This is a genomic window from Pantoea sp. Mb-10 (genome assembly GCF_021272205.1).
In the GTDB taxonomy this organism is placed as follows: domain Bacteria; phylum Pseudomonadota; class Gammaproteobacteria; order Enterobacterales; family Enterobacteriaceae; genus Pantoea.
Map to the genome: position 1 here is coordinate 171,258 of NZ_JAJSDX010000001.1, position 20,746 is coordinate 192,003.

Annotated in this window: 16 protein-coding genes; 4 read left to right on the top strand and 12 right to left on the bottom strand. The window is 56.1% G+C overall.

What is annotated here, in order from left to right; translation table 11 throughout:
• Positions 1–95 precede the first annotated feature (95 nt).
• The 11 genes from kdsB to serC form a co-directional block, all read right to left on the bottom strand.
• On the bottom strand, positions 96–845 hold the full coding sequence (gene kdsB, locus LU196_RS00840; protein ID WP_232757847.1) for a 3-deoxy-manno-octulosonate cytidylyltransferase: 750 nt from the start codon (positions 843–845) through the stop codon (positions 96–98).
• Positions 842–1,024, bottom strand: a complete 183-nt coding sequence (locus LU196_RS00845; protein WP_232757848.1) for a Trm112 family protein — start codon at positions 1,022–1,024, stop codon at positions 842–844. The genes kdsB and LU196_RS00845 overlap by 4 nt, the downstream gene beginning before the upstream one ends.
• Before the next feature lie 91 nt (positions 1,025–1,115).
• Complete coding sequence (locus LU196_RS00850; protein ID WP_232757849.1) at positions 1,116–2,333, bottom strand: winged helix-turn-helix domain-containing protein; 1,218 nt, start codon at positions 2,331–2,333, stop codon at positions 1,116–1,118.
• Between the two features lie 18 nt (positions 2,334–2,351).
• The gene (gene lpxK / locus LU196_RS00855) at positions 2,352–3,344 is read right to left on the bottom strand and encodes a tetraacyldisaccharide 4'-kinase (protein WP_232757850.1); all 993 of its coding nucleotides are present in this window, start codon (positions 3,342–3,344) and stop codon (positions 2,352–2,354) included.
• Positions 3,341–5,089 carry a lipid A ABC transporter ATP-binding protein/permease MsbA gene (msbA, locus tag LU196_RS00860; protein WP_232757851.1) on the bottom strand — a complete coding sequence of 583 codons (1,749 nt, stop codon included), beginning with the start codon at positions 5,087–5,089 and terminating at the stop codon, positions 3,341–3,343. The genes lpxK and msbA overlap by 4 nt, the downstream gene beginning before the upstream one ends.
• A gap of 34 nt (positions 5,090–5,123) precedes the next feature.
• Entirely contained in the window at positions 5,124–7,379 is a 2,256-nt protein-coding gene (locus LU196_RS00865) for a DNA internalization-related competence protein ComEC/Rec2 (protein WP_232757852.1), read from the bottom strand.
• 202 nt (positions 7,380–7,581) lie between these two features.
• Entirely contained in the window at positions 7,582–7,866 is a 285-nt protein-coding gene (gene ihfB, locus LU196_RS00870; RefSeq protein ID WP_010618275.1) for an integration host factor subunit beta, read from the bottom strand.
• Positions 7,867–7,952: 86 nt separating this feature from the next.
• Positions 7,953–9,626 (bottom strand): 30S ribosomal protein S1, encoded by a 1,674-nt coding sequence (gene rpsA / locus LU196_RS00875; protein ID WP_232757853.1) that lies wholly within the window; start codon positions 9,624–9,626, stop codon positions 7,953–7,955.
• Positions 9,627–9,749: 123 nt separating this feature from the next.
• Complete coding sequence (gene cmk, locus LU196_RS00880; RefSeq protein WP_232757854.1) at positions 9,750–10,430, bottom strand: (d)CMP kinase; 681 nt, start codon at positions 10,428–10,430, stop codon at positions 9,750–9,752.
• A gap of 199 nt (positions 10,431–10,629) precedes the next feature.
• Entirely contained in the window at positions 10,630–11,916 is a 1,287-nt protein-coding gene (gene aroA / locus LU196_RS00885) for a 3-phosphoshikimate 1-carboxyvinyltransferase (protein WP_232757855.1), read from the bottom strand.
• 80 nt (positions 11,917–11,996) lie between these two features.
• Positions 11,997–13,082: a 3-phosphoserine/phosphohydroxythreonine transaminase gene (gene serC, locus LU196_RS00890; protein ID WP_232757856.1), complete on the bottom strand. Its 1,086-nt coding sequence runs from the start codon at positions 13,080–13,082 to the stop codon at positions 11,997–11,999.
• A 289-nt stretch (positions 13,083–13,371) separates the two neighbouring features.
• Between serC and ycaO the strand changes: the two genes are divergently transcribed.
• The 4 genes from ycaO to pflA all read left to right on the top strand — a co-directional run bounded on the left by ycaO (position 13,372) and on the right by pflA (position 19,551).
• Positions 13,372–15,135: a 30S ribosomal protein S12 methylthiotransferase accessory factor YcaO gene (gene ycaO, locus LU196_RS00895; RefSeq protein WP_232757857.1), complete on the top strand. Its 1,764-nt coding sequence runs from the start codon at positions 13,372–13,374 to the stop codon at positions 15,133–15,135.
• A gap of 309 nt (positions 15,136–15,444) precedes the next feature.
• Positions 15,445–16,311 carry a formate transporter FocA gene (gene focA / locus LU196_RS00900; RefSeq protein ID WP_232757858.1) on the top strand — a complete coding sequence of 289 codons (867 nt, stop codon included), beginning with the start codon at positions 15,445–15,447 and terminating at the stop codon, positions 16,309–16,311.
• Positions 16,312–16,373: 62 nt separating this feature from the next.
• Entirely contained in the window at positions 16,374–18,656 is a 2,283-nt protein-coding gene (gene pflB, locus LU196_RS00905) for a formate C-acetyltransferase (RefSeq protein ID WP_232757859.1), read from the top strand.
• 154 nt (positions 18,657–18,810) lie between these two features.
• Positions 18,811–19,551 (top strand): pyruvate formate lyase 1-activating protein, encoded by a 741-nt coding sequence (gene pflA, locus LU196_RS00910; protein ID WP_232757860.1) that lies wholly within the window; start codon positions 18,811–18,813, stop codon positions 19,549–19,551.
• Between the two features lie 39 nt (positions 19,552–19,590).
• Here pflA and LU196_RS00915 read toward each other — a convergent pair whose 3' ends face one another.
• Positions 19,591–20,742: an MFS transporter gene (locus tag LU196_RS00915; RefSeq protein WP_232757861.1), complete on the bottom strand. Its 1,152-nt coding sequence runs from the start codon at positions 20,740–20,742 to the stop codon at positions 19,591–19,593.
• Between the last annotated feature and the right edge of the window lie 4 nt (positions 20,743–20,746).

Genomic DNA, 20,746 nt, shown 5'->3' on the forward strand with positions numbered 1-20,746 from the left:
GCTCCCCTTTTACAGTGGTTTCATGAAGTTGGACGTGACGAAAACGGTGCGGCGGGCGAAAGCAATGGCCAGCGTGAACCGCTGGCCGACAGGCGTTACGGCTGCATAGCCGCGCGAACGCGCGTTAAATCTTCGGGTGTGTCGACGCCCACGCTGGGTACGGTGTGCGCCACGTCCACGTGAATTTTTTCCCCGTACCACAGCACGCGCAGCTGTTCGAGCAGTTCAATATGCTCCAGCGGAGACGGCGCCCATGCGACGTAACGACGAATAAAGCCGGCGCGGTAAGCGTAGATGCCGATATGCCGCAACAACGTGTCGCCGATGTGCGCCTGCGACTGGCTAAACCGTTCGCGATCCCAGGGAATGGTGGCGCGTGAGAAATAGAGCGCATAGCCTTCACGGTCGCGTACTACCTTCACCGCGTTAGGATTAAAGGCCTCTTCGACGTCGACAATCGGCACCGCCAGCGTAGCCATACCCGCTTTGGCGCAGGCCAGGTTATCGGCAACCTGCCGCACGATCGCTGCCGGGATCATCGGCTCATCGCCCTGTACGTTCACGATGATTGTGTCATCGGCGAACTGATACTGCTCCACCACTTCGGCTAAACGTTCAGTGCCGGATTGATGGTCGGTACGCGTCATGCAAACCTCCCCACCGGCAGCGGTCACCGCTGCAGCAACATCCGGATGGTCGGTGGCGACAATCACACGCTCCGCGCCCGACTCACGCGCGCGCGCCATGACGTGCAGTACCATCGGCTTGCCGTGGATATCCACTAGCGGTTTTCCTGGCAAGCGCGTGGAAGCATAACGCGCCGGGATAATGGCAACGAAACTCATGGATGAATCTCTTCGGCCGACAGCGTGCGCGCTTCCACTTCCAGCAGCACGGGAATGCCGTCACGCACCGGGAAAGCCAGCCCATCGGGCTTACAGATCAGCTCCTGCTGCGCCTTATTAAAGTACAACTTTCCGTTACATACCGGACAGGCCACGATCTCAAGTAAACGGTGATCCATCATTTTCTCCTTCAACACCGATTCGTCGGGGGATTAGCATACCATAGCGTAGCCTTGCCGCGTGCGCGGGATGGCAGCAGGGGGCAAAGTATTAAACATCGGTGCGCCAGCGCGCTGACCAGGCATCCACGAGCGCGGCAGGTGCGTTTTCCACAATGACCTCACGCGCCCCTTGCCAGCGGGCAAAACGGGTGATCGCCAGCTTAACATCCTTGAGGAACGCGCTACTGAGCCGCACGCCCGCCTCCAGCCAACATCCACGCACCACCAGCTGTTGCGCCTGACGCGACATTTTCGCGTCCAGCCGCGCTTTGAGGACGCCACGGTGTAACACGGGCAGAACGAAGTAGCCATACTGACGCTTGGGTGCGGGGGTATAACACTCAAGGCGGTAATCAAAGTTGAATAATTCTCGCGCGCGGCGGCGATCCCATACCACCGGATCAAAGGGGGACAGCAGCGTGGTGTGCGTCGCCGCCGGGCAGTTTTCCAGCAGCGCATACAGGCTATGGTGGAGCCACATTTCGCCCAATGTCTCCACGTCCACACGCACAATGTCGCCCCGCGCCTGCGCGCCCTTGAGCCAGGCGGTTAACGGCGTCCGCTTCAAACGGTAATAATCCGGCAGCCAGCTGGCGCGAAAAATCCCCAAGCTGCGAGCGCTGCGGTTGAGCATCTCCGTGACGGCATCCGCTTCGCTCAGTGCATGTTCAGCGTCGTTCCAGGCAGGCATGACGCGGTGACGTACATCATAAACGCGCTGAAAATGGTGGCGGGCCACGACCATAAGCTCACCGGCGCTGAAAAGATTCTCCAGATGACGCTTGTGCGGTTTCCATGCCCACCAACCGGGCTTGGTCTGTCGATCATTTTTGAAGTCCGCCGCACGCACCGGGCCATGGGCGGCGATATCATCCAGCAGGGTCGCGATCTCTTGCGCGTGCTCTGCCATCCATTGCGCATTGTATTTCCACCCCAATTTCTCCGGCTGCCACATGCGATGCCGCAACAGCGCATAATCTTCAATGGGAATAAAGCAGGCTTCGTGCGCCCAATATTCGAACAGCGCGCCGGAGGCCAGCGCGTCTTCCAGCCAATGGGGTGGGAAAGCGCCTAAGCGGCTGAACAGCACAAGATAGGGGCTGCGCGCGACCACATTGATGGTGTCTATTTGCAGCAGGGACATTTGCCGGATAGCGGCAAGCATATCGTCGGACCGCGGCTGGCGCACCGGAGAACGCAGTACGCCCTGTGCCGCGAGGTGCAGATTACGTGCAGTTTGCAGAGAGAGATAAGCAGTGGTCGACATCACGTCTCTCCCGAAAGGTTAGCGCGAGCGCGCCTCAGCGCAAAGTTGCGTCAGATCGTCGAGCAAGGCTGCCAGCGGGGCACCCGTGAGATGCGCCTCTACGGGCACGTACCACCAATGAGAACGAGCAAAGTTTCTGCATTTCACCGCATCTTTCTCTGTCATGACCAGACACTGGTCGGCTTGCGTCAGCTGTGCCAGCTCCTTTTCGCTGTATGCGTGGTGATCCGCAAAGGCCACTTCGGCAACCGGCGTCACGCCCTGCTGCTTCAGCGTGCTGAAGAAACGCGGCGGATGGCCGATACCCGCCATCGCCACCATCGCAGGCAGCTGCGTCAGCGGCAGGGCCACGCCCGTATGCAAATTGATGGCCGGGCCTGGCGTTAACGTCATCGCGATCTCATGCCCCTGCGCCTGGCCACCGTTAACAATCACCGCGTCGACGCTCTTTAAACGCCCCGCGCGCTCACGCATTGGGCCTGCGGGCAACCACCACCCGTTGCCAAAACGCCGCACGCCATCAATCACGACAATTTCCCGGTCGCGCTGTAAGGCATAATGCTGCAAGCCATCGTCGGTGACGATGACATCAAGGTCGTGCGCGGCCAGCAGTGCCTCAACCGCTGCGCGTCGCACGGGAGCCACCGCCACTGGCGCGTGGGTGCGCTGGGCAATCAGCACCGGCTCATCCCCCGCCTGCTGCGTGGGGGTGTCCGCCGTGACGAGCAGCGGATAGTGTGCCGCTTTACCGCCGTAACCGCGGGATACCACGCCCACGCGAAAACCTCGCTGCTGCAAGGTCTGTACCAGCCAAATCACCACGGGCGTTTTACCGTTGCCTCCCGCCGTGAGATTACCGGTGACGATCACCGGTACGGGCGCGCGCCAGCTTTTACGCCAGCCGCGCTGATAGCTCAGGCGAATCAGCCCGGCAACCGCACCGTAAAGCAGGCTCAGCGGCCAGAGCAGTAGCCACAGCGGCGAACGACCGCTCCAGATACGCTCAATCATTGACCAAACTGCAGCTTATGGAGCTGCGCATAAGCGCCTTTTTGCGCCAGCAACACGTCATGCGTGCCGCGCTCCACGATACGTCCCTCTTCCACCACCACGATTTCATCGGCTTTTTCGATAGTGGACAGACGGTGCGCAATCACCAGTGAGGTACGGTTTTTTTGTAACTCATCAAGGGCAGACTGGATGGCACGTTCTGATTCAGTATCCAAGGCCGATGTCGCCTCATCAAGAATCAGGATGGGGCAATCGCGCAGTAGCGCGCGCGCAATGGCGATACGCTGACGCTGTCCACCTGACAGCAACACGCCGTTTTCGCCAATCACCGTATCAAGCCCGTTATCCATGCGGTTGATAAAGTCCATGGCATGCGCCATGGTTGCCGCCTGCTCAATTTGCTCACGGGTATACTCTTCCGTGCGCGCATAGGCAATGTTATTGGCAATGGTATCGTTGAACAGATGCACGTTCTGCGACACAAGGGCCACCTGATTACGCAGCGAACGCAGCGTGTATTCACGTAAATCATGCCCGTCGAGCAAGATTTCGCCCGAGTCGATGTCATAGAAGCGCGTCAGGAGGCTCGCAAGCGTGGATTTGCCCGATCCTGATCGTCCCACCAGCGCCACGGTTTTGCCTTCTGGCAGCGACAAGTTGATGTCGCGCAGCGCGGGAATGTCACGTCCAGGGTAGGTAAACGTCACATTGCGGAACTCCACGTCCCCTTTCGCACGGACGATTTCACGTTTGCCATTGTCGATCTCTTGCTCACTGTCGAGAATGGAGAACAGCGTTTGGCACGCCGCCATGCCGCGCTGGAATTGCGCGTTGACGTTAGTCAGTGATTTCAGGGGGCGCATCAGAGCAATCATTGATGAAAACACCACGGTAATGGTACCCGCCGTTAACGTTTCCATGACGCTTGGGAAGCTGGCCGCGTAAAGCACAAACGCCAGCGCCAGCGAGGCGATAAGCTGGATCACCGGATCGGAAATGGAGGAAGCGGAGACCAACTTCATGCCCTGCTGGCGCATCTTGTTACTGACGCGCGCAAAACGCTCTGACTCAATTTCCTGTCCGCCAAAAATCAGCACTTCTTTATGCCCTTTCAGCATCTGTTCCGCGCTGGTGGTGACCTGGCCCATGGTGTTTTGCATGTTCTTGCTGATGCTGCGGAAACGCTTAGAGACCGTGCGGATCGCAAAGGAAACCAACGGCGCGAGCAGAATCAGGATCAGCGAAAGCTGCCAGCTGTAGTAGAACATCATGATGAACAGGCCAATGATAGAGGCCCCTTCCCGCACCACGGTCACGAGCGCGCTGGAAGACGATGACGCGACCTGTTCAGAATCATAGGTGATGCGTGACAGCAGCGTCCCGGTAGATTGCTGGTCGAAAAACGCCACGGGCATGCCCATCATGTGGCTGAATAAACGACGGCGCATGTTCATGACGACGTTGCCGGAAACCCATGAAATACAGTAACTCGAAATATAGCTGGTCACGCCGCGCACCAGCATAAGGCCGATCACCGCCAATGGCATCCACAGCATCACCGACTTATCCGCTTTACCGAAACCGTCATCTAACAAGGGTTTCAACAGCGACAGCATTAAGGTGTCACCGGCCGCATTGAGAATCAGTGCGACTGCTGAAACCAGCAGGCCAGCCTTATGCGGTGCAATCATTGGCCAGAGTCGGCGGAATGTCTGCCACGTCGAAAGATCTTTATCTTGATGCATTATTTATTCACGCTGTTTGAAATAGCCGCTCATTCTACCTGGATTCACGTTTGACGCCAAACCACTGATGATACCAGCGCGGCTTAATTTGCTCTCGGAAACGACTTATCTGCCACTTGCCCGCACGAATGCCAATATGGATCTGCCCTGACTGCGCCGTATCGTACCAGGCGTAACCCTGTGCCTGGTAACGCGCCATGACGGCTTGATTCGGCAGTCGCCACGCGCTGTAACGCGCCACAGAGGCAATGGCGACCTGCCCGGCAACGCGGCGCAGCAGTAACGCGCCCGACGAGGTCCGGCTCCCGTGATGAGGCACCTGCATAAACGTGCTGCCCAGTTGCGCCTGCTCCAGCGCCACTAACTTTTTCTCCGCCTCCGCTTCAATGTCGCCAGTAAGAAGCAGGCTGATGCGCCCGTCATCCACGCGAATAACGCAGGTATCGTTGTTGTGGCCTTGGGTTGGATTTTCCATTGGCCACAATACCGTAAAGGTGAGTTTTCCCCATTGCCAACGCTCTCCCCGCTTACAAGGCACATGATCGGGTTGCCCCAGCGCGCTTTTAATCGGCGTCAGTGGCAATGCACGCTGGATGGCATTTAGACCGCCGCGATGATCGAGATGTTTATGGCTGAGAATGACGGCGTGCAATCGCCGGTGGTGATAATGCAGCCATGGCAGGATGATACGCGCCCCGGCATCGCTCTGCGTCCATGCTGGGCCGGTATCATATAACACCACCTCTTCGCCTTGGGAGATGGCCACTGCGAGTCCATGGCCGACATCCAGCATATCGATTTGCCAATCGTCTTGTGGCTGCGCATGGCGCCACAGCATTACCGCCAGCGCAATGCAGCAGCAGTGGATGCCCGTGACGTAAATCAACCGGCTCCGCCAGATTATTATCCCAAGCCACAGCACAATAGCGGCAGGTAACGCCGCACTGACTGGCCACCAGCCGGCAGGCAGCAGCGCCAACCCGTATAGCACGCCGCTGAGCGAGAGGTCGGCCAACGTCCACAACGTGGTGGCAACGAGCGGAAACGAGAGCAGCATGGCGCCCAAAATGAAGGGGACAGTCACCAGCGAGACAATTGGCACCGCGAATAAGTTTGCCAGCCAGGCGCTTACGCTGACGCCGTGAAAAAGATACATCTGCAGCGGCGCCATCAGCACCATCATGCCCAGCTGAAGGTGCAATAACCGCAGTACTAACCAGCGTTTTCCGGTGCGAAAACGCACGGGTAGCCTCAGCCATTGAAAGACGATCAACAGCATTGCCACGGCCAATGTGGAAAGCCAAAAACTTTCTGAAAGTACGGCGAGCGGATCCAGGGCGAGCATGCCTCCCACGCACAGCGTCCAGACGTGCCAGCCAGAAAGCTGCCAGCCCGCCAAGCGCACGCTGGTCCAGATCATCAGAGCCAATAACGCGCGCTGCGCAGGCGCATGGCTTCCGGCGATCCAGCAATAAACGGCTGCCGCCGCCAGGCCAGCGCACAGTGGAAAAACGTACCCTATCCATTTCGCCGGCAGCAGTCGCTGCAGGCCGCGCGCCAGCATCCAACCCAGCCCGGCCGCCAGGGCGATATGCATCCCTGAAATCGCCATGAGATGAGCGGTGCCCGTGTCGCGCAAAAGCTGGCGCTGCGCTGTGGTGATATCTTCGCGCTGCCCAAATGCCAGCGCCTGCAAAAGAGCTGAATGCTTTGTCTCACGCATCAGCCTCGCGTGATAACCCAAAAAGCGTGCGCGCCAGCCACAGGCAGAGGATGTCACCTGTTGCTGCAGGATCCGTCCTTGTAAGGGCGTGTGATTCGCCAGAGAAAACCGCTGCAGGTCGAAGCCGCCCGCATTTAAACGGCCGTGGACCGGGCGCATACGTAACGTCATTTTCCAGCGCTGTCCTGCACAGAGGGGCGGATTGGTTGTTACCTGATTGAGCGTCACCCAGCGCGGCGGAAAGAGATAGCGCTCGCCTACGCGCACTATCTTTGCGGTCACCTGCTGCTGCGAATGTTTGACGTCGCTAATGCTGACCGTCACGTCTACTGCCTTTACAGTGAGTTGCTCAATGTCATCCAGCATTTGGCGCGCTTCAAATAACGCCCATGCAGCAAGCAGTAGCACAATGCCAATGATGCGCAGATGCCGCGATGACATGGCGCATATCACCGCGGCCACCGCCATGAATGCAATGGCCTGTGATGAAGGAATGGTGGGTAACACACCCAGCGGCAGCGCCATCAGGATCATTAAGCGCGCCAGTAAAATCCACGTTATCTGCATAGCCTCTCTCCCTGAGGCCGACGATTATGCGGAAACGCGGCGTGAGGCGCCTGCGTCACATGCGCGCGTTAGAAGATAGCGTCAGAGGAAAGTGCGTGATTACCGCAGAAGACATTATTTTTGAGCGGGCGCGCACAGGACGCGAATTTTGGGTAAAAAAAAACGACACCCTGGGGTGTCGTTTCTGCGGTTCGGTAACGGCTTAGCCGTAAATATTTGCACGGTCACGCAATTCTTTGCCCGGCTTGAAGTGGGGAACGTATTTACCTTCCAGTTCCACTTTGTCACCCGTTTTAGGGTTACGGCCGGTGCGCGGTGCGCGGTAGTGCAAAGAGAAGCTGCCGAATCCCCGGATTTCAATGCGTTCGCCTTGTGCCAACGTTGTGGCCATGTGCTCAAGCATCTCTTTAACCGCATCCTCAACGACTTTCGCCGGGATATGAGTATGCTGGCCAGCAAGTCTTTCAATCAGTTCTGACTTGGTCATGTAACCTCCGGTTAATCCCTAAATGGAAAGGTATGACAGCTTTTACCGAAACCGGACGATTGATATCGTCCGGTGCCTCGGGTCGATTACTCGCCTTTAGCCGCTTTGAACGCTTCAGCCATCGCGTTAGAGAAGTTGCCTTCTTCCTGTTTGGTGTTAACAGTGTTGATAGCTTCTTTCTCGTCAGCCTGGTCTTTAGCACGTACAGACAGGCTTACAACGCGGTTTTTACGGTCAACGCCGGTGAATTTAGCTTCAACGTCGTCGCCCACGCTCAGAACCAGCGTTGCGTCTTCGATGCGGTCCATAGAAGCTTCAGAAGCGCGCAGGTAACCCTCTACGCCGTCAGCTAATTCTACTGTAGCACCTTTAGCGTCAACTGCAGTGACTTTACCGGTCACGATAGCGCCTTTCTTGTTCAGGGTGATGTAGTTGTTGAATGGATCTTCAGCCAACTGCTTCACGCCCAGAGAGATGCGCTCGCGCTCTGCGTCAACCTGCAGTACAACTGCAGCGATTTCGTCGCCTTTCTTGTATTCACGAACGGCTTCTTCGCCGGTTGCGTTCCAAGAGATGTCAGACAGGTGAACCAGACCGTCGATGCCGCCGTCCAGGCCGATGAAGATACCGAAGTCAGTGATTGACTTGATTTTACCTTCAACGCGATCGCCTTTGTTGTGGGTCTCAGCGAACTGCTGCCATGGGTTAGATTTGCACTGCTTCAGACCCAGGGAGATACGACGACGTTCTTCGTCGATGTCCAGAACCATAACTTCAACCACATCGCCCACGTTAACCACTTTAGATGGGTGGATGTTTTTGTTAGTCCAGTCCATTTCAGAAACGTGCACCAGACCTTCAACGCCTTCTTCAATCTCAACGAAGCAGCCGTAATCAGTCAGGTTGGTTACGCGACCGGTCAGGCGAGTGCCTTCTGGGTAACGCTTAGCGATAGCAACCCATGGATCTTCGCCCAGCTGTTTCAGGCCGAGGGATACGCGGGTACGCTCGCGGTCGAACTTCAGCACTTTAACAGTGATTTCGTCGCCCACGTTGACGATTTCGCTTGGATGCTTAACGCGCTTCCACGCCATATCGGTAATGTGCAGCAGGCCGTCAACGCCACCCAGGTCAACGAATGCGCCGTAGTCAGTGAGGTTCTTAACGATACCTTTGACTTCCATGCCTTCCTGCAGGTTTTCCAGCAGCTGATCGCGCTCAGCGCTGTTCTCAGATTCGATAACCGCACGACGTGAAACCACGACGTTGTTACGTTTCTGATCAAGCTTGATTACTTTGAATTCAAGCTCTTTGCCTTCCAGGTGCAGCGTGTCGCGGACCGGACGAACGTCAACCAGTGAACCTGGCAGGAACGCACGAATACCGTTCAGCTCAACTGTGAAGCCACCTTTAACTTTGCCGTTGATAACACCGGTAACAGTTTCAGCGTCTTCGTAAGCTTTTTCCAGCGTGATCCAAGCTTCATGACGTTTAGCTTTCTCACGGGACAGCAGGGTTTCACCGAAGCCGTCTTCTACTGCATCCAGAGCAACGTCAACTTCGTCGCCCACCTGGATTTCCAGTTCGCCAGCTGCGTTCTTGAACTGTTCTGCAGGAATTGCAGATTCAGATTTCAGACCCGCATCAACCAGAACGACGTCTTTGTCGATAGAGACAACAACGCCACGAACGATGGAACCCGGACGGGTTTCGATTTCTTTCAGGGACTCTTCAAAGAGTTGAGCAAAAGATTCAGTCATATTGATAATCTTAGGATTCTTCAATTTAACGTCCACCTGACTTCACTGTCGGATGGGGTTGTTTCACATGCCCTGCACCCATTCCCTGGTACAGGGTTACAGCAATTCTGTGGCCGAAAAAGATTAAATGCCCAGCTTTTGGCGGGCATAATCCAGCGCCTTCTCAATCACTTGCTCAATAGACATGCTGGTTGAGTCCAGCACCAGAGCATCAGCGGCAGGCACCAAAGGGGCGATAGCGCGATTGCGGTCGCGGTCGTCGCGTTCCTTCGTCTCGGATAAAAGGCGATCAAAGTTAACATCAAAGCCCTTTTCCTGCAACTGTAGCATACGCCGATGCGCGCGCTCTTCCGGGCTGGCATCGAGAAAAATTTTCACCGGCGCGTCTGGGAAAACCACCGTTCCCATGTCGCGTCCGTCAGCGATAAGGCCCGGTTCTTCGCGAAATGCGCGCTGCCGACGCAGCAGCGCTTCGCGCACGCGTGGGAATGCCGCAACGCGTGATGCGGTATTGCTAACTTCCTGCGTACGGATCTCGCCCGTCACCTCTTCGCCTTCCAGGATAACCTGCACTTCACCCTCTACCGACAGGAAGCGCACATCAAGGTGGGCCGCCATCGGCACCAGCGCCTCTTCAGATTCAATATCCACCTGATGATGAAGGGCGGCCAGAGCCAATACGCGATAAATCGCACCTGAATCAAGCAGATGCCACTGCAATGACTCCGCCATCGCTTTACATAACGTCCCTTTACCCGCGCCGCTTGGGCCATCAACGGTAATTACCGGGGCGATTGCCGTCATTGTTCTCTCCTGTTACTGCCTGTCTGGTGCCAGCCTGACGTGGCTGACTAAATTGCGCGGCATTATACGCTGCCCACGCCGGGGGCGTTACCCCTTAACGTAGACAACGTTGTAATTTTAGACAGATTCGGAAGATTTTCCGCCAGCAGGACCAGCAGAATGAAGAACAACCCGGCCGTGCTGCGCCGGGCTGGCAGCATCAGGCGGAGTGGCTGATACGGGATAGTTGCTGGAAATAATCTGGGAACGTTTTTGCCGTACAGCCAGGATCGAGAATGGTGACCGGAGTGTCAGACAGCGCCACCAGCGAAAAACACATCGCCATACGATGGTCGTTGTAAGTGCCAATCTCCGCATGCTGCAAACGCACAGGTGGCGTGACGCGGATAAAGTCATGTCCTTCTTCCACTTCCGCACCGACTTTGCGCAATTCGGTCGCCATCGCGGCCAAACGATCGGTCTCTTTAACGCGCCAGTTATAAATATTGCGCAGGGTCGTGGACCCTTCAGCAAACAGCGCGGCGGTGGCAATGGTCATCGCGGCATCAGGAATATGGTTCATATCCATGTCGATGGCCTTGAGCGTTCCGCGTGAACAGGCGATGTAATCCTCTCCCCACTCAATCTCCGCGCCCATTTTTTCCAACACATCGGCAAAGCGGATGTCACCCTGCACGCTGTTGCGGCCGATGCCGGTAACGCGAATAGTGCCCCCTTTGATCGCCGCCGCCGCCAGGAAGTAGGAAGCGGAAGAGGCGTCGCCTTCAACCAAATAGTCCCCGGGTGATTGGTACTGCTGCTGCCCTTTGATCACAAAGCGCTGGTAAGCCTGATTTTCCACGCTGACGCCGAAACAGCGCATTAAATGCAGGGTGATATCAATGTAGGGTTTGGAGACCAGATCGCCTTTGATGGTCAGCATGGTGTCATGCTGAGCCAGCGGTGCGGTCATTAACAGAGCGGTCAGGAATTGGCTAGATACGCTGCCGTCAACGCTGACTTCCCCGCCGGTGAATCCACCCTGCAGGCGAATGGGAGGATAATCCGTCTGCTCAAGATAGGCGATCTTTGCGCCGCCCTGGCGAAGCGCATCCACCAGATGCCCAATCGGGCGCTCCTTCATGCGTGGCTCGCCGGTCAGCACAATGGATTGCTCACTCAGGCAGAGCGCAGCGGCAAGCGGACGCATTGCGGTACCGGCATTGCCTAAAAACAGCTCCAGCGGTTGGTCAGCCTGTAATGGACCGCCTTTGCCCTGCACCTCACATACGGTGCGATCGGCGGAAAGGGTGTAGTTGACCCCCAGCGCCTGCAAGGCATTAAGCATGTGTTTAACGTCATCGCTGTCCAGCAAGTTAGTCAGGCGCGTCGTGCCGTTGGCCAGCGCGGCCAGTAAAAGAGCGCGATTGGACACGCTTTTAGAGCCCGGTAAGTTTACCGTGCCTGCAACGTGTGCAATTGGTTGAAGCGTCAGGGAGTCCTGCATGTGAAACCAAATCTCCAAAAATATGCGACCCCGCGCATGGGCGGGGTCTATGGCCAGCCAGGCTGGCGTGATAAGCGTAATTAGCCGTGGCGACGTTCGAAGTCTGCCATGAAGTCCGTCAGCGCTTTTACGCCTTCCAGTGGCATCGCATTGTAAATGGAGGCACGCATACCGCCAACCACGCGATGGCCTTTTAGCGCGTGCAGACCCGCCGCCAGGGACTCTTCAAGAAAAAGCTTATCTAAACCGGCATCCGCCAGCTGGAACGGTACGTTCATGCGTGACCGGTTTTCTTTCGCTACATTGTTTTGATAGAAGCTGCTGTTATCTATGGTGCCGTAGAGGAGATCGGCCTTCGCCTGATTTAACTTATCCATTTCGGCGACGCCGCCCTTCTCTTTCAACCATTTGAATACCAGTCCGGACAGGTACCAGGCGAAGGTGGGCGGCGTATTGAACATCGACTCGTTCTCGGCCAACACGGTGTAGTCGAGGATCGAAGGCACCCAACGTTGCGCTTTGCCTAGCAGATCCTCGCGCACCACCACCAGCGTTAAACCGGCCGGGCCAATGTTCTTTTGTGCTCCGGCATACAGCATACCGTAACGGCTAATGTCCAAAGGACGAGAAAGAATGGTTGAGGAGAGATCCGCGACCACCACTTTGTCGCCAAAGTCCGGCTCTTCGTCAATGGCAAGACCGTCAATGGTTTCATTCGGGCAAAAATGTACGTAGGCCGCATCATCACTCAGCCGCCATTCACGCATCGGCAGCAGCGCGCGTTTGCCGTCGCGGGTGGTTTTAATATCGATGGTGTTAGGGGTGCAGAATTTTTCCGCTTCTTTTATCGCGCTGTGCGCCCAGTAACCGCCGTCCACGTAGTCCGCCTGGGTCGCATTGCCCAGCAGGTTGCCCGGCAGAGCGGCAAATTGCGCCCGCGCGCCGCCGTGGCAGAATAAAACTTTGTAATTGTCAGGGATTTTCAGCAGATCGCGAAAATCTTGCTCTGCGGTAGCGGCAACCGCCATAAACTCTTTGCTGCGGTGACTGATTTCCATCACCGAGGTTCCTAAGCCATGCCAGTTTGTTAATTCTTGTTCGGCACGCCTGAGCACTTCTACCGGCAGCATGGCCGGACCAGAGCTGAAATTATAAACCTGCGTCATTTACCCTCACCACTGTCATATCGAACGGTTATGAATATCTTTTCGGTTTTATCACTGCCATTCGTGGGCTGCAATCATTAATCCGGCAGCGATCACATTTCTGTGTGATGCCCCACCGCAGCTTATATTACGAACGGCATCCGCCATGGCATTTTGTGAGGCAATATCCACCCGCGCATACGCCTGTCCGACAAATGGATTAATTTGGTATCACGAATAGCGCCGCACGCGCAAAACCCGTATTATTGCGCGCTTTACGCCCACCCCATAGACTTGAGAGAGCGCCATCATGACGCAAACCTTTATCCCCGGAAAAGACGCCGCGCTGGAAGACTCCATCGCCCGCTTTCAGCAGAAACTGCAAGACCTGGGCTTTAACATTGAAGAAGCCTCCTGGTTAAATCCGGTTCCCCACGTTTGGTCGGTGCACATTCGCGATCGCGACTGCCCGCTGTGCTTCACCAACGGCAAAGGCGCCAGCAAAAAAGCGGCGCTGGCCTCCGCGCTGGGTGAGTATTTTGAGCGTCTCTCAACCAATTACTTTTTTGCCGATTTTTGGCTTGGCCACACCCTCGCCAACGGCGACTTTGTGCACTATCCCAATGAAAAATGGTTCCCGCTGCCGGAAGATGACAGCCTGCCGGAGGGGATTCTCGATGCGCGCCTGCACGCCTTCTACGATCCTGAGCAGAGCCTAAGCGCGTCGGATTTGGTTGACCTGCAATCGGGCAACGCCGCGCGTGGGATTTGTGCCCTGCCCTTTGCCCGTCAGTCCGATCAGCAAACGGTCTATATCCCAATGAACATCATTGGCAACCTCTATGTGTCCAACGGCATGTCAGCGGGTAATACCGCCAACGAAGCGCGGGTGCAGGGCTTGTCAGAAGTGTTTGAGCGCCACATCAAAAACCGCATCATTGCTGAATCCATTAGCCTGCCGGAAATTCCTGCAGAGGTGATGCAGCGCTATCCCTCCGTGGTAGAAGCCATTGCGCGGCTGGAAGCAGAAGGCTTCCCGATCTTCGCTTACGATGCCTCACTTGGCGGCCAATACCCGGTGATTTGCGTGGTGCTGTTTAACCCTGCCAACGGCACCTGCTTTGCCTCGTTTGGCGCACACCCGGATTTCGGCGTGGCGCTGGAGCGTACCGTCACAGAACTGCTGCAGGGCCGCGGCCTGAAAGATCTGGATGTGTTCACGCCGCCGACGTTTGATGACGAAGAAGTCGCCGAGCATGCCAACCTGGAGACGCACTTTATCGATTCCAGCGGTTTAATCTCGTGGGATATGTTCAAAGATGATGCCGACTATCCTTTCGTGGATTGGAGCTTTGCAGGTACCACGCAGGAAGAGTTCGCCACTTTAATGGCCATCTTCCAGGCTGAAGACAAAGAGGTCTACATTGCCGATTACGAGCATTTAGGCGTTTACGCTTGCCGTATTATTGTGCCCGGCATGTCAGATATCTATCCGGCAGAGGATCTGCTGCTCGCCAACAACAATATGGGCGCATCGCTGCGTGACACCCTGCTGGCGCTGCCCGCCAGCACTTGGGAACCCGAGGCCTACCTCGACCTGATTGTGCAACTCGATGAAGAAGGCCACGACGATTTCACCCGCGTGCGTGAGCTGCTGGGCCTGGCGTCCGGTAAAGACAACGGCTGGTACACGCTGCGCATTGGTGAGTTGAAAGCGATGCTGGCGCTGGCGGGCGGCGATCTCGATCAGGCCTTGATCTGGACGGAATGGACCATGGAATTTAACCAGTCCATCTTTAGCGAGACGCGTGCAAACTACTACCGCTGCCTGCAGACCCTGCTGCTGCTGGCGATGGAAGAAGATCGCGATCCCATTCAGTATCATCGTGCTTTTGTGCGCATGTACGGTGAAGAAGCCGTGGATGCGGCGTCAGCGGCCATTAGCGGCGAAGCACCGTTCTACGGCCTGCAGGCAGTAGACAGCGATCTCAACGCATTCCCGGCGCATCAAGCGCTGTTGGCGGCGTATGAAAAACTGCAGGTTGCCAAGCGTCGCTACTGGTCGGCCAAATAAAGGCACGTATGCCTCAGCCTTAATCAGAATACCGTGCAAGCACCGGTCTCCCGGTGCTTTTTTTATGCTGGCGAGATGCGCTGCTTAACGCCTCTGCACAGCGTTCCCCCCCGCTCACCTCCCCTCAATTAAAAATATATAGCAAAATTTAAAATATTTTTAATATAGCAAAATCAATAAATTAAACAGCAAAACATCCCTATATGCGGCCTGGAGCACGCGCGGTCGCAGGCTAACATGATCCATATCAATTCCGGGATTGTTGCGCCTTGTTAGTATCTCCATAGGCAATTTGTGGAGACCGCGGGTATGAAAACTGATAACCCATTCAATGCACTATTACCGGCGGCAATGGCAAAAGTGGCAGAAGATGCCGGCGTCTATAAAGCCACAAAGCATCCTCTTACCACGTTTTTTCTCGCCCTCACCGCCGGCGTTTTTATTTCCATCGCCTTTACTTTTTACATCACCGCGACCACCGGCGGCGGCGCTCTGCCTTACGGGATCGCGAAATTGATCGGCGGGATCTGCTTTTCACTCGGCCTGATGTTGGTGGTGGTGTGTGGCGCGGATCTTTTCACCTCGACGGTGCTAATTGTGGTGGCAAAAGCCAGCGGTCGCATTACCTGGCGACAGCTGGGCTGCCACTGGATGAATGTCTACCTCGGTAATCTGGTTGGCGCGCTGTTTTTCGTGGCCTTGATCTGGCTGGCAGGTGAGCACGCCGTGGCGAATGGCGCGTGGGGCGTAAATGTCCTGATGACTGCCGACCATAAAATGCACCACACCTTTATCGAGGCCGTGAGCCTGGGCACCCTGGCCAATCTGCTGGTGTGTTTAGCAGTCTGGATGAGCTATTCCGGCCGCAGTCTGATCGACAAAATGTTTGCCATGGTACTGCCAGTGGCGATGTTCGTTGCCAGCGGCTTTGAACACAGCATTGCCAATATGTTCTTGATCCCCCTGGCGATGGTCATTCGCGATTTCGCCCCGCCTGACTTCTGGCAAATGGCCGGAGCCAGCGCCGCACAGTTTCCCGCGCTTACCCTGAGCAACTTTATTGTGAATAACCTGATTCCCGTCACGCTGGGAAACATCATCGGGGGCGGTGTGCTCGTGGGATTGACCTATTGGATGATCTACCTGCGTGGTCACGATCCCGCGCAGGCGCAATGAATCACAACGCGCGGGTACCGCGTATCCGCCGTTCATGTCTCGTAAAATAAGGCAGGTCTATTATGTGCAATTATGATGAAAACATGGCGTCAGCCTGGGAAGGATTCAACGCAGGCGAATGGCAGCACAGCGTCAACGTGCGCGATTTTATCCAAAAAAACTACACGCCCTACGAGGGTGACGAATCTTTCCTCGCGGGCGCAACGCCGGCTACCACACAGCTTTGGGAAAGCGTGCTCGAGGGCATCAAGATTGAGAACCGCACCCATGCGCCGGTTGATTTTGATACTGACGTCGCCTCTACCATCACGTCGCATGAAGCCGGCTATATCAATAAAGCGCTGGAGACCATTGTCGGGCTACAAACCGATGCCCCGTTAAAACGCGCGCTGATTCCGTTTGGCGGGATCAAAATGGTCGAGGGCTCGTGCAAAGTGTATGGTCGGGAACTCGATCCCGGCTTAAAAAAAGTGTTCACCGAGTACCGTAAAACCCATAACCAAGGCGTCTTTGACGTTTACACGCCGGATATTCTGCGCTGCCGTAAATCCGGCATTCTGACCGGTTTGCCGGATGCCTACGGGCGTGGCCGCATCATCGGCGACTACCGCCGCGTCGCGCTGTATGGCATCGATTTCCTGATGAACGATAAACTCGCGCAGTTCACTTCCCTTCAAAGCGATTTGGAAAATGGCGTGAATCTTGAAGCGACGATTCGCCTGCGCGAAGAGATTGCCGAACAGCACCTGGCGCTGAACCAGATCAAAGCAATGGCCGCTAAATATGGCTTTGATATTTCTCGGCCCGCCACCACCGCGCAGGAAGCGGTGCAGTGGACCTATTTTGGCTATCTGGCCGCGGTGAAATCGCAAAACGGTGCGGCGATGTCGTTTGGCCGCGTCTCAACGTTCCTGGATATCTATATTGAGCGGGATCTCAAGGCAGGCAAGTTGGATGAGCAGGCCGCGCAGGAGCTGATTGACCATCTGGTGATGAAGCTGCGTATGGTGCGCTTCCTGCGTACGCCTGAGTACGATGAGCTGTTCTCCGGCGATCCTATCTGGGCGACAGAATCGCTAGCGGGTATGGGCGTGGACGGCCGTACGCTGGTCACGAAAAATACGTTCCGCTTCCTGAATACGCTCTATACCATGGGCCCGTCGCCTGAGCCCAACATGACCATTCTATGGTCGGAAAATCTGCCGCTGAACTTCAAAAAATACGCGGCGAAAGTCTCCATCGATACGTCCTCCCTACAGTACGAAAACGATGATTTGATGCGCCCCGATTTTGATAACGATGACTACGCCATCGCCTGCTGCGTGAGCCCAATGATTGTCGGCAAACAAATGCAGTTTTTCGGCGCCCGCGCCAACCTGGCAAAAACGCTGCTCTATGCCATCAACGGCGGCGTGGACGAGAAGTTAAAAATGCAGGTTGGGCCAAAAGAAGCACCTATCACCGACGACATTTTGGACTTTGATACCGTCATGGAACGCCTCGATCATTTCATGGACTGGCTGGCGAAACAGTATGTGACGGCGCTGAATATCATTCACTATATGCATGATAAGTACAGTTATGAAGCGGCACTGATGGCGCTGCATGACCGCGACGTTTATCGCACCATGGCGTGCGGCATCGCCGGACTGTCAGTTGCGGCTGACTCCTTATCCGCCATCAAATACGCCAAAGTGAGACCGGTGCGTGACGCAGACGGCCTTGCCATTGATTTTGCTATCGAGGGCGAGTATCCCCAGTTTGGCAATAACGATGCGCGCGTGGACGACATGGCCTGTGACCTGGTCGAGCGCTTCATGAAAAAAATCCAGAAGCTGCAAACCTACCGTAACGCCGTACCGACACAGTCCGTGCTCACGATTACCTCCAACGTGGTGTACGGCAAGAAAACCGGTAATACGCCAGATGGCCGTCGCGCCGGCGCGCCCTTTGGTCCGGGTGCCAATCCGATGCACGGCCGCGACCAAAAAGGCGCAGTCGCCTCGCTGACCTCGGTGGCTAAGCTGCCGTTTGCCTATGCCAAAGACGGCATCTCCTACACCTTCTCCATTGTGCCGAATGCGCTCGGAAAAGACGATAACGTGCGCAAAGCCAATCTGGCTGGGCTAATGGACGGGTACTTCCATCACGAAGCGGGTTTTGAAGGTGGGCAACACCTGAACGTCAACGTGATGAATCGCGAGATGCTGCTGGATGCGATGGATAACCCGGAAAAATATCCGCAGTTGACCATTCGCGTCTCTGGCTATGCCGTGCGCTTCAACTCGCTGACCAAAGAGCAGCAGCGAGACGTGATTACCCGGACCTTCACGCAGTCACTTTAATCGCACCTCTCCTTACAAGGCTCCTGCGGGAGCCTTGTAACCGAGTCCGTTTTGCTGGTTCGCTCCGTGGGCTATCCACCAAAACAGATTCACCTGTCTGGCGCGCAGCAAAGAATGCGCCCTACGCTCAGGTTTAACCGGAGGACACATCGCTATGTCTGCCATTGGTCGTATCCACTCGTTTGAATCCTGCGGTACCGTTGACGGTCCCGGTATTCGCTTTATCACCTTCTTTCAAGGCTGCCTGATGCGCTGCCTCTACTGCCACAATCGCGACACGTGGGATACGCACGGCGGTAACCCCATCACCGTCCCAGAATTGATGCAGGAGGTGAGGGCTTACCGCCACTATATGCGCGCTTCTGGTGGCGGCGTCACCGCGTCCGGCGGCGAGGCGATTTTACAGGCGGAATTCGTGCGCGACTGGTTCCGTGCCTGCCAGGCGGAAGGCATTCATACCTGCCTGGACACCAACGGCTTTGTGCGCCGTTATGAACCGGTTATTGATGAACTGCTGGACGCCACCGATCTGGTGATGCTCGATCTCAAACAGATGAATGACGATATGCATCAGATTCTGGTCGGCGTGTCCAACCACCGCACGCTGGATTTCGCCCGCTATCTGCAAAAAAAAGGCAAACGCACCTGGATTCGTTATGTCGTGGTGCCGGGCTACTCTGACGACGATGACGCCGTTCATCGCCTCGGCGCATTTACGCAAGGGATGGCGAACATTGAGAAGATCGAATTACTGCCCTACCACGAATTGGGTAAACACAAATGGACTGCGATGGGTGAGCAATATCAGTTGGATGACGTCCGCCCACCGGATGGTGCCACTTTGGCGCGCATAAAGGGGATATTAAGCGGCTACGGCCATGAGGTGGTGTATTAGGAAAAGCGAAAGGCGCAGCGCGCGCCTTTCAGCCGGTGATTAAGCGTGTGCCACAGGTGTCGCGTGGTGATCAGCTTTGCGCAGCAGCATCACCAGATACACCAGCGCGACAGCTGCGATCATCACAAACAGCAGGCGATCGGAATAGTTTTGCATCAGCATGGAGGTCATCGCTGGCCCCACCAGGCTGCCCACCGTATAGCTAAACAGCAGCGCCTGATTCATGGCGACCAGTTCATGATGCGCGACGGTTTCACACGCCCACGACATCGCCACAGGATAGAGCGTAAAGCCCGCCAGACCGAGAACAAACAGCGCCGGCGCCATGGCGGTATCGCCCAACATCGCGATAGCCCCCAGAATCACCACGAACACCTGAACCCGCAGCACCATCAAGCGTCCGAAACGGTCAGCCAGACGCCCAATCGGCCACTGCCCAACAATCCCTGCGCTCACCAGCAGCGCCATCCAGTAACCTACCGTGGCATCGCTCATGCCTTGATGAGAAAGATAAAGCGGCATGAGACCATAAAGCGAGCCGAGCACAATGCCAGAAATAATGCAGCCATTGATGCCCAGGCGCGAACTGCGGCGGCGCAGCATTTGCCAGATACGACCGGTTGACGCCTCTTCGGTGGCGCTGCCCGCCTGCACCTGCACAAACACCACCGGCAGCACCGCGCAGAGAATCAGCATTGTGACCCAAGGGATCACGTGCAGCAGCGCAGTGGATACGCCGCTCACCAGAAGCTGCCCCGCCACGGTGCCGAGATAATAAACGATCATGTACGCTGCCAGCAGCTGGCCGCGGTTACGCACGGTGCCGCTGCACAACAAGGCACTTTCCACCACCACCCAGATCAGCGCACAGCCGACGCCCGCGCTAAAGCGCAACAGGGTCCAGCTATAGAATCCCTGTAGCATCACCATGCCGGTGGTCGCAACCGCAAACACGACGCTGGCAAGGTAGAAACAGCGATTAAAACCATATCGGTTTATCAGCCAGCCAGCCAACAGCGTGCCCAGTAAATTGCCGGTGTAATACGCTGAACTGGCCATGCCGACCTGCCAGGTGGGCAGCAAATCGTGCGTGAGCCACAGCGGCACCAGCGTATTAAGCACAGCAATAGAGACCGTCATCAGCAATAAGCCACAAAGCAGCAGCAAGACGGGGCGCGACCAGGTTGACATAGGA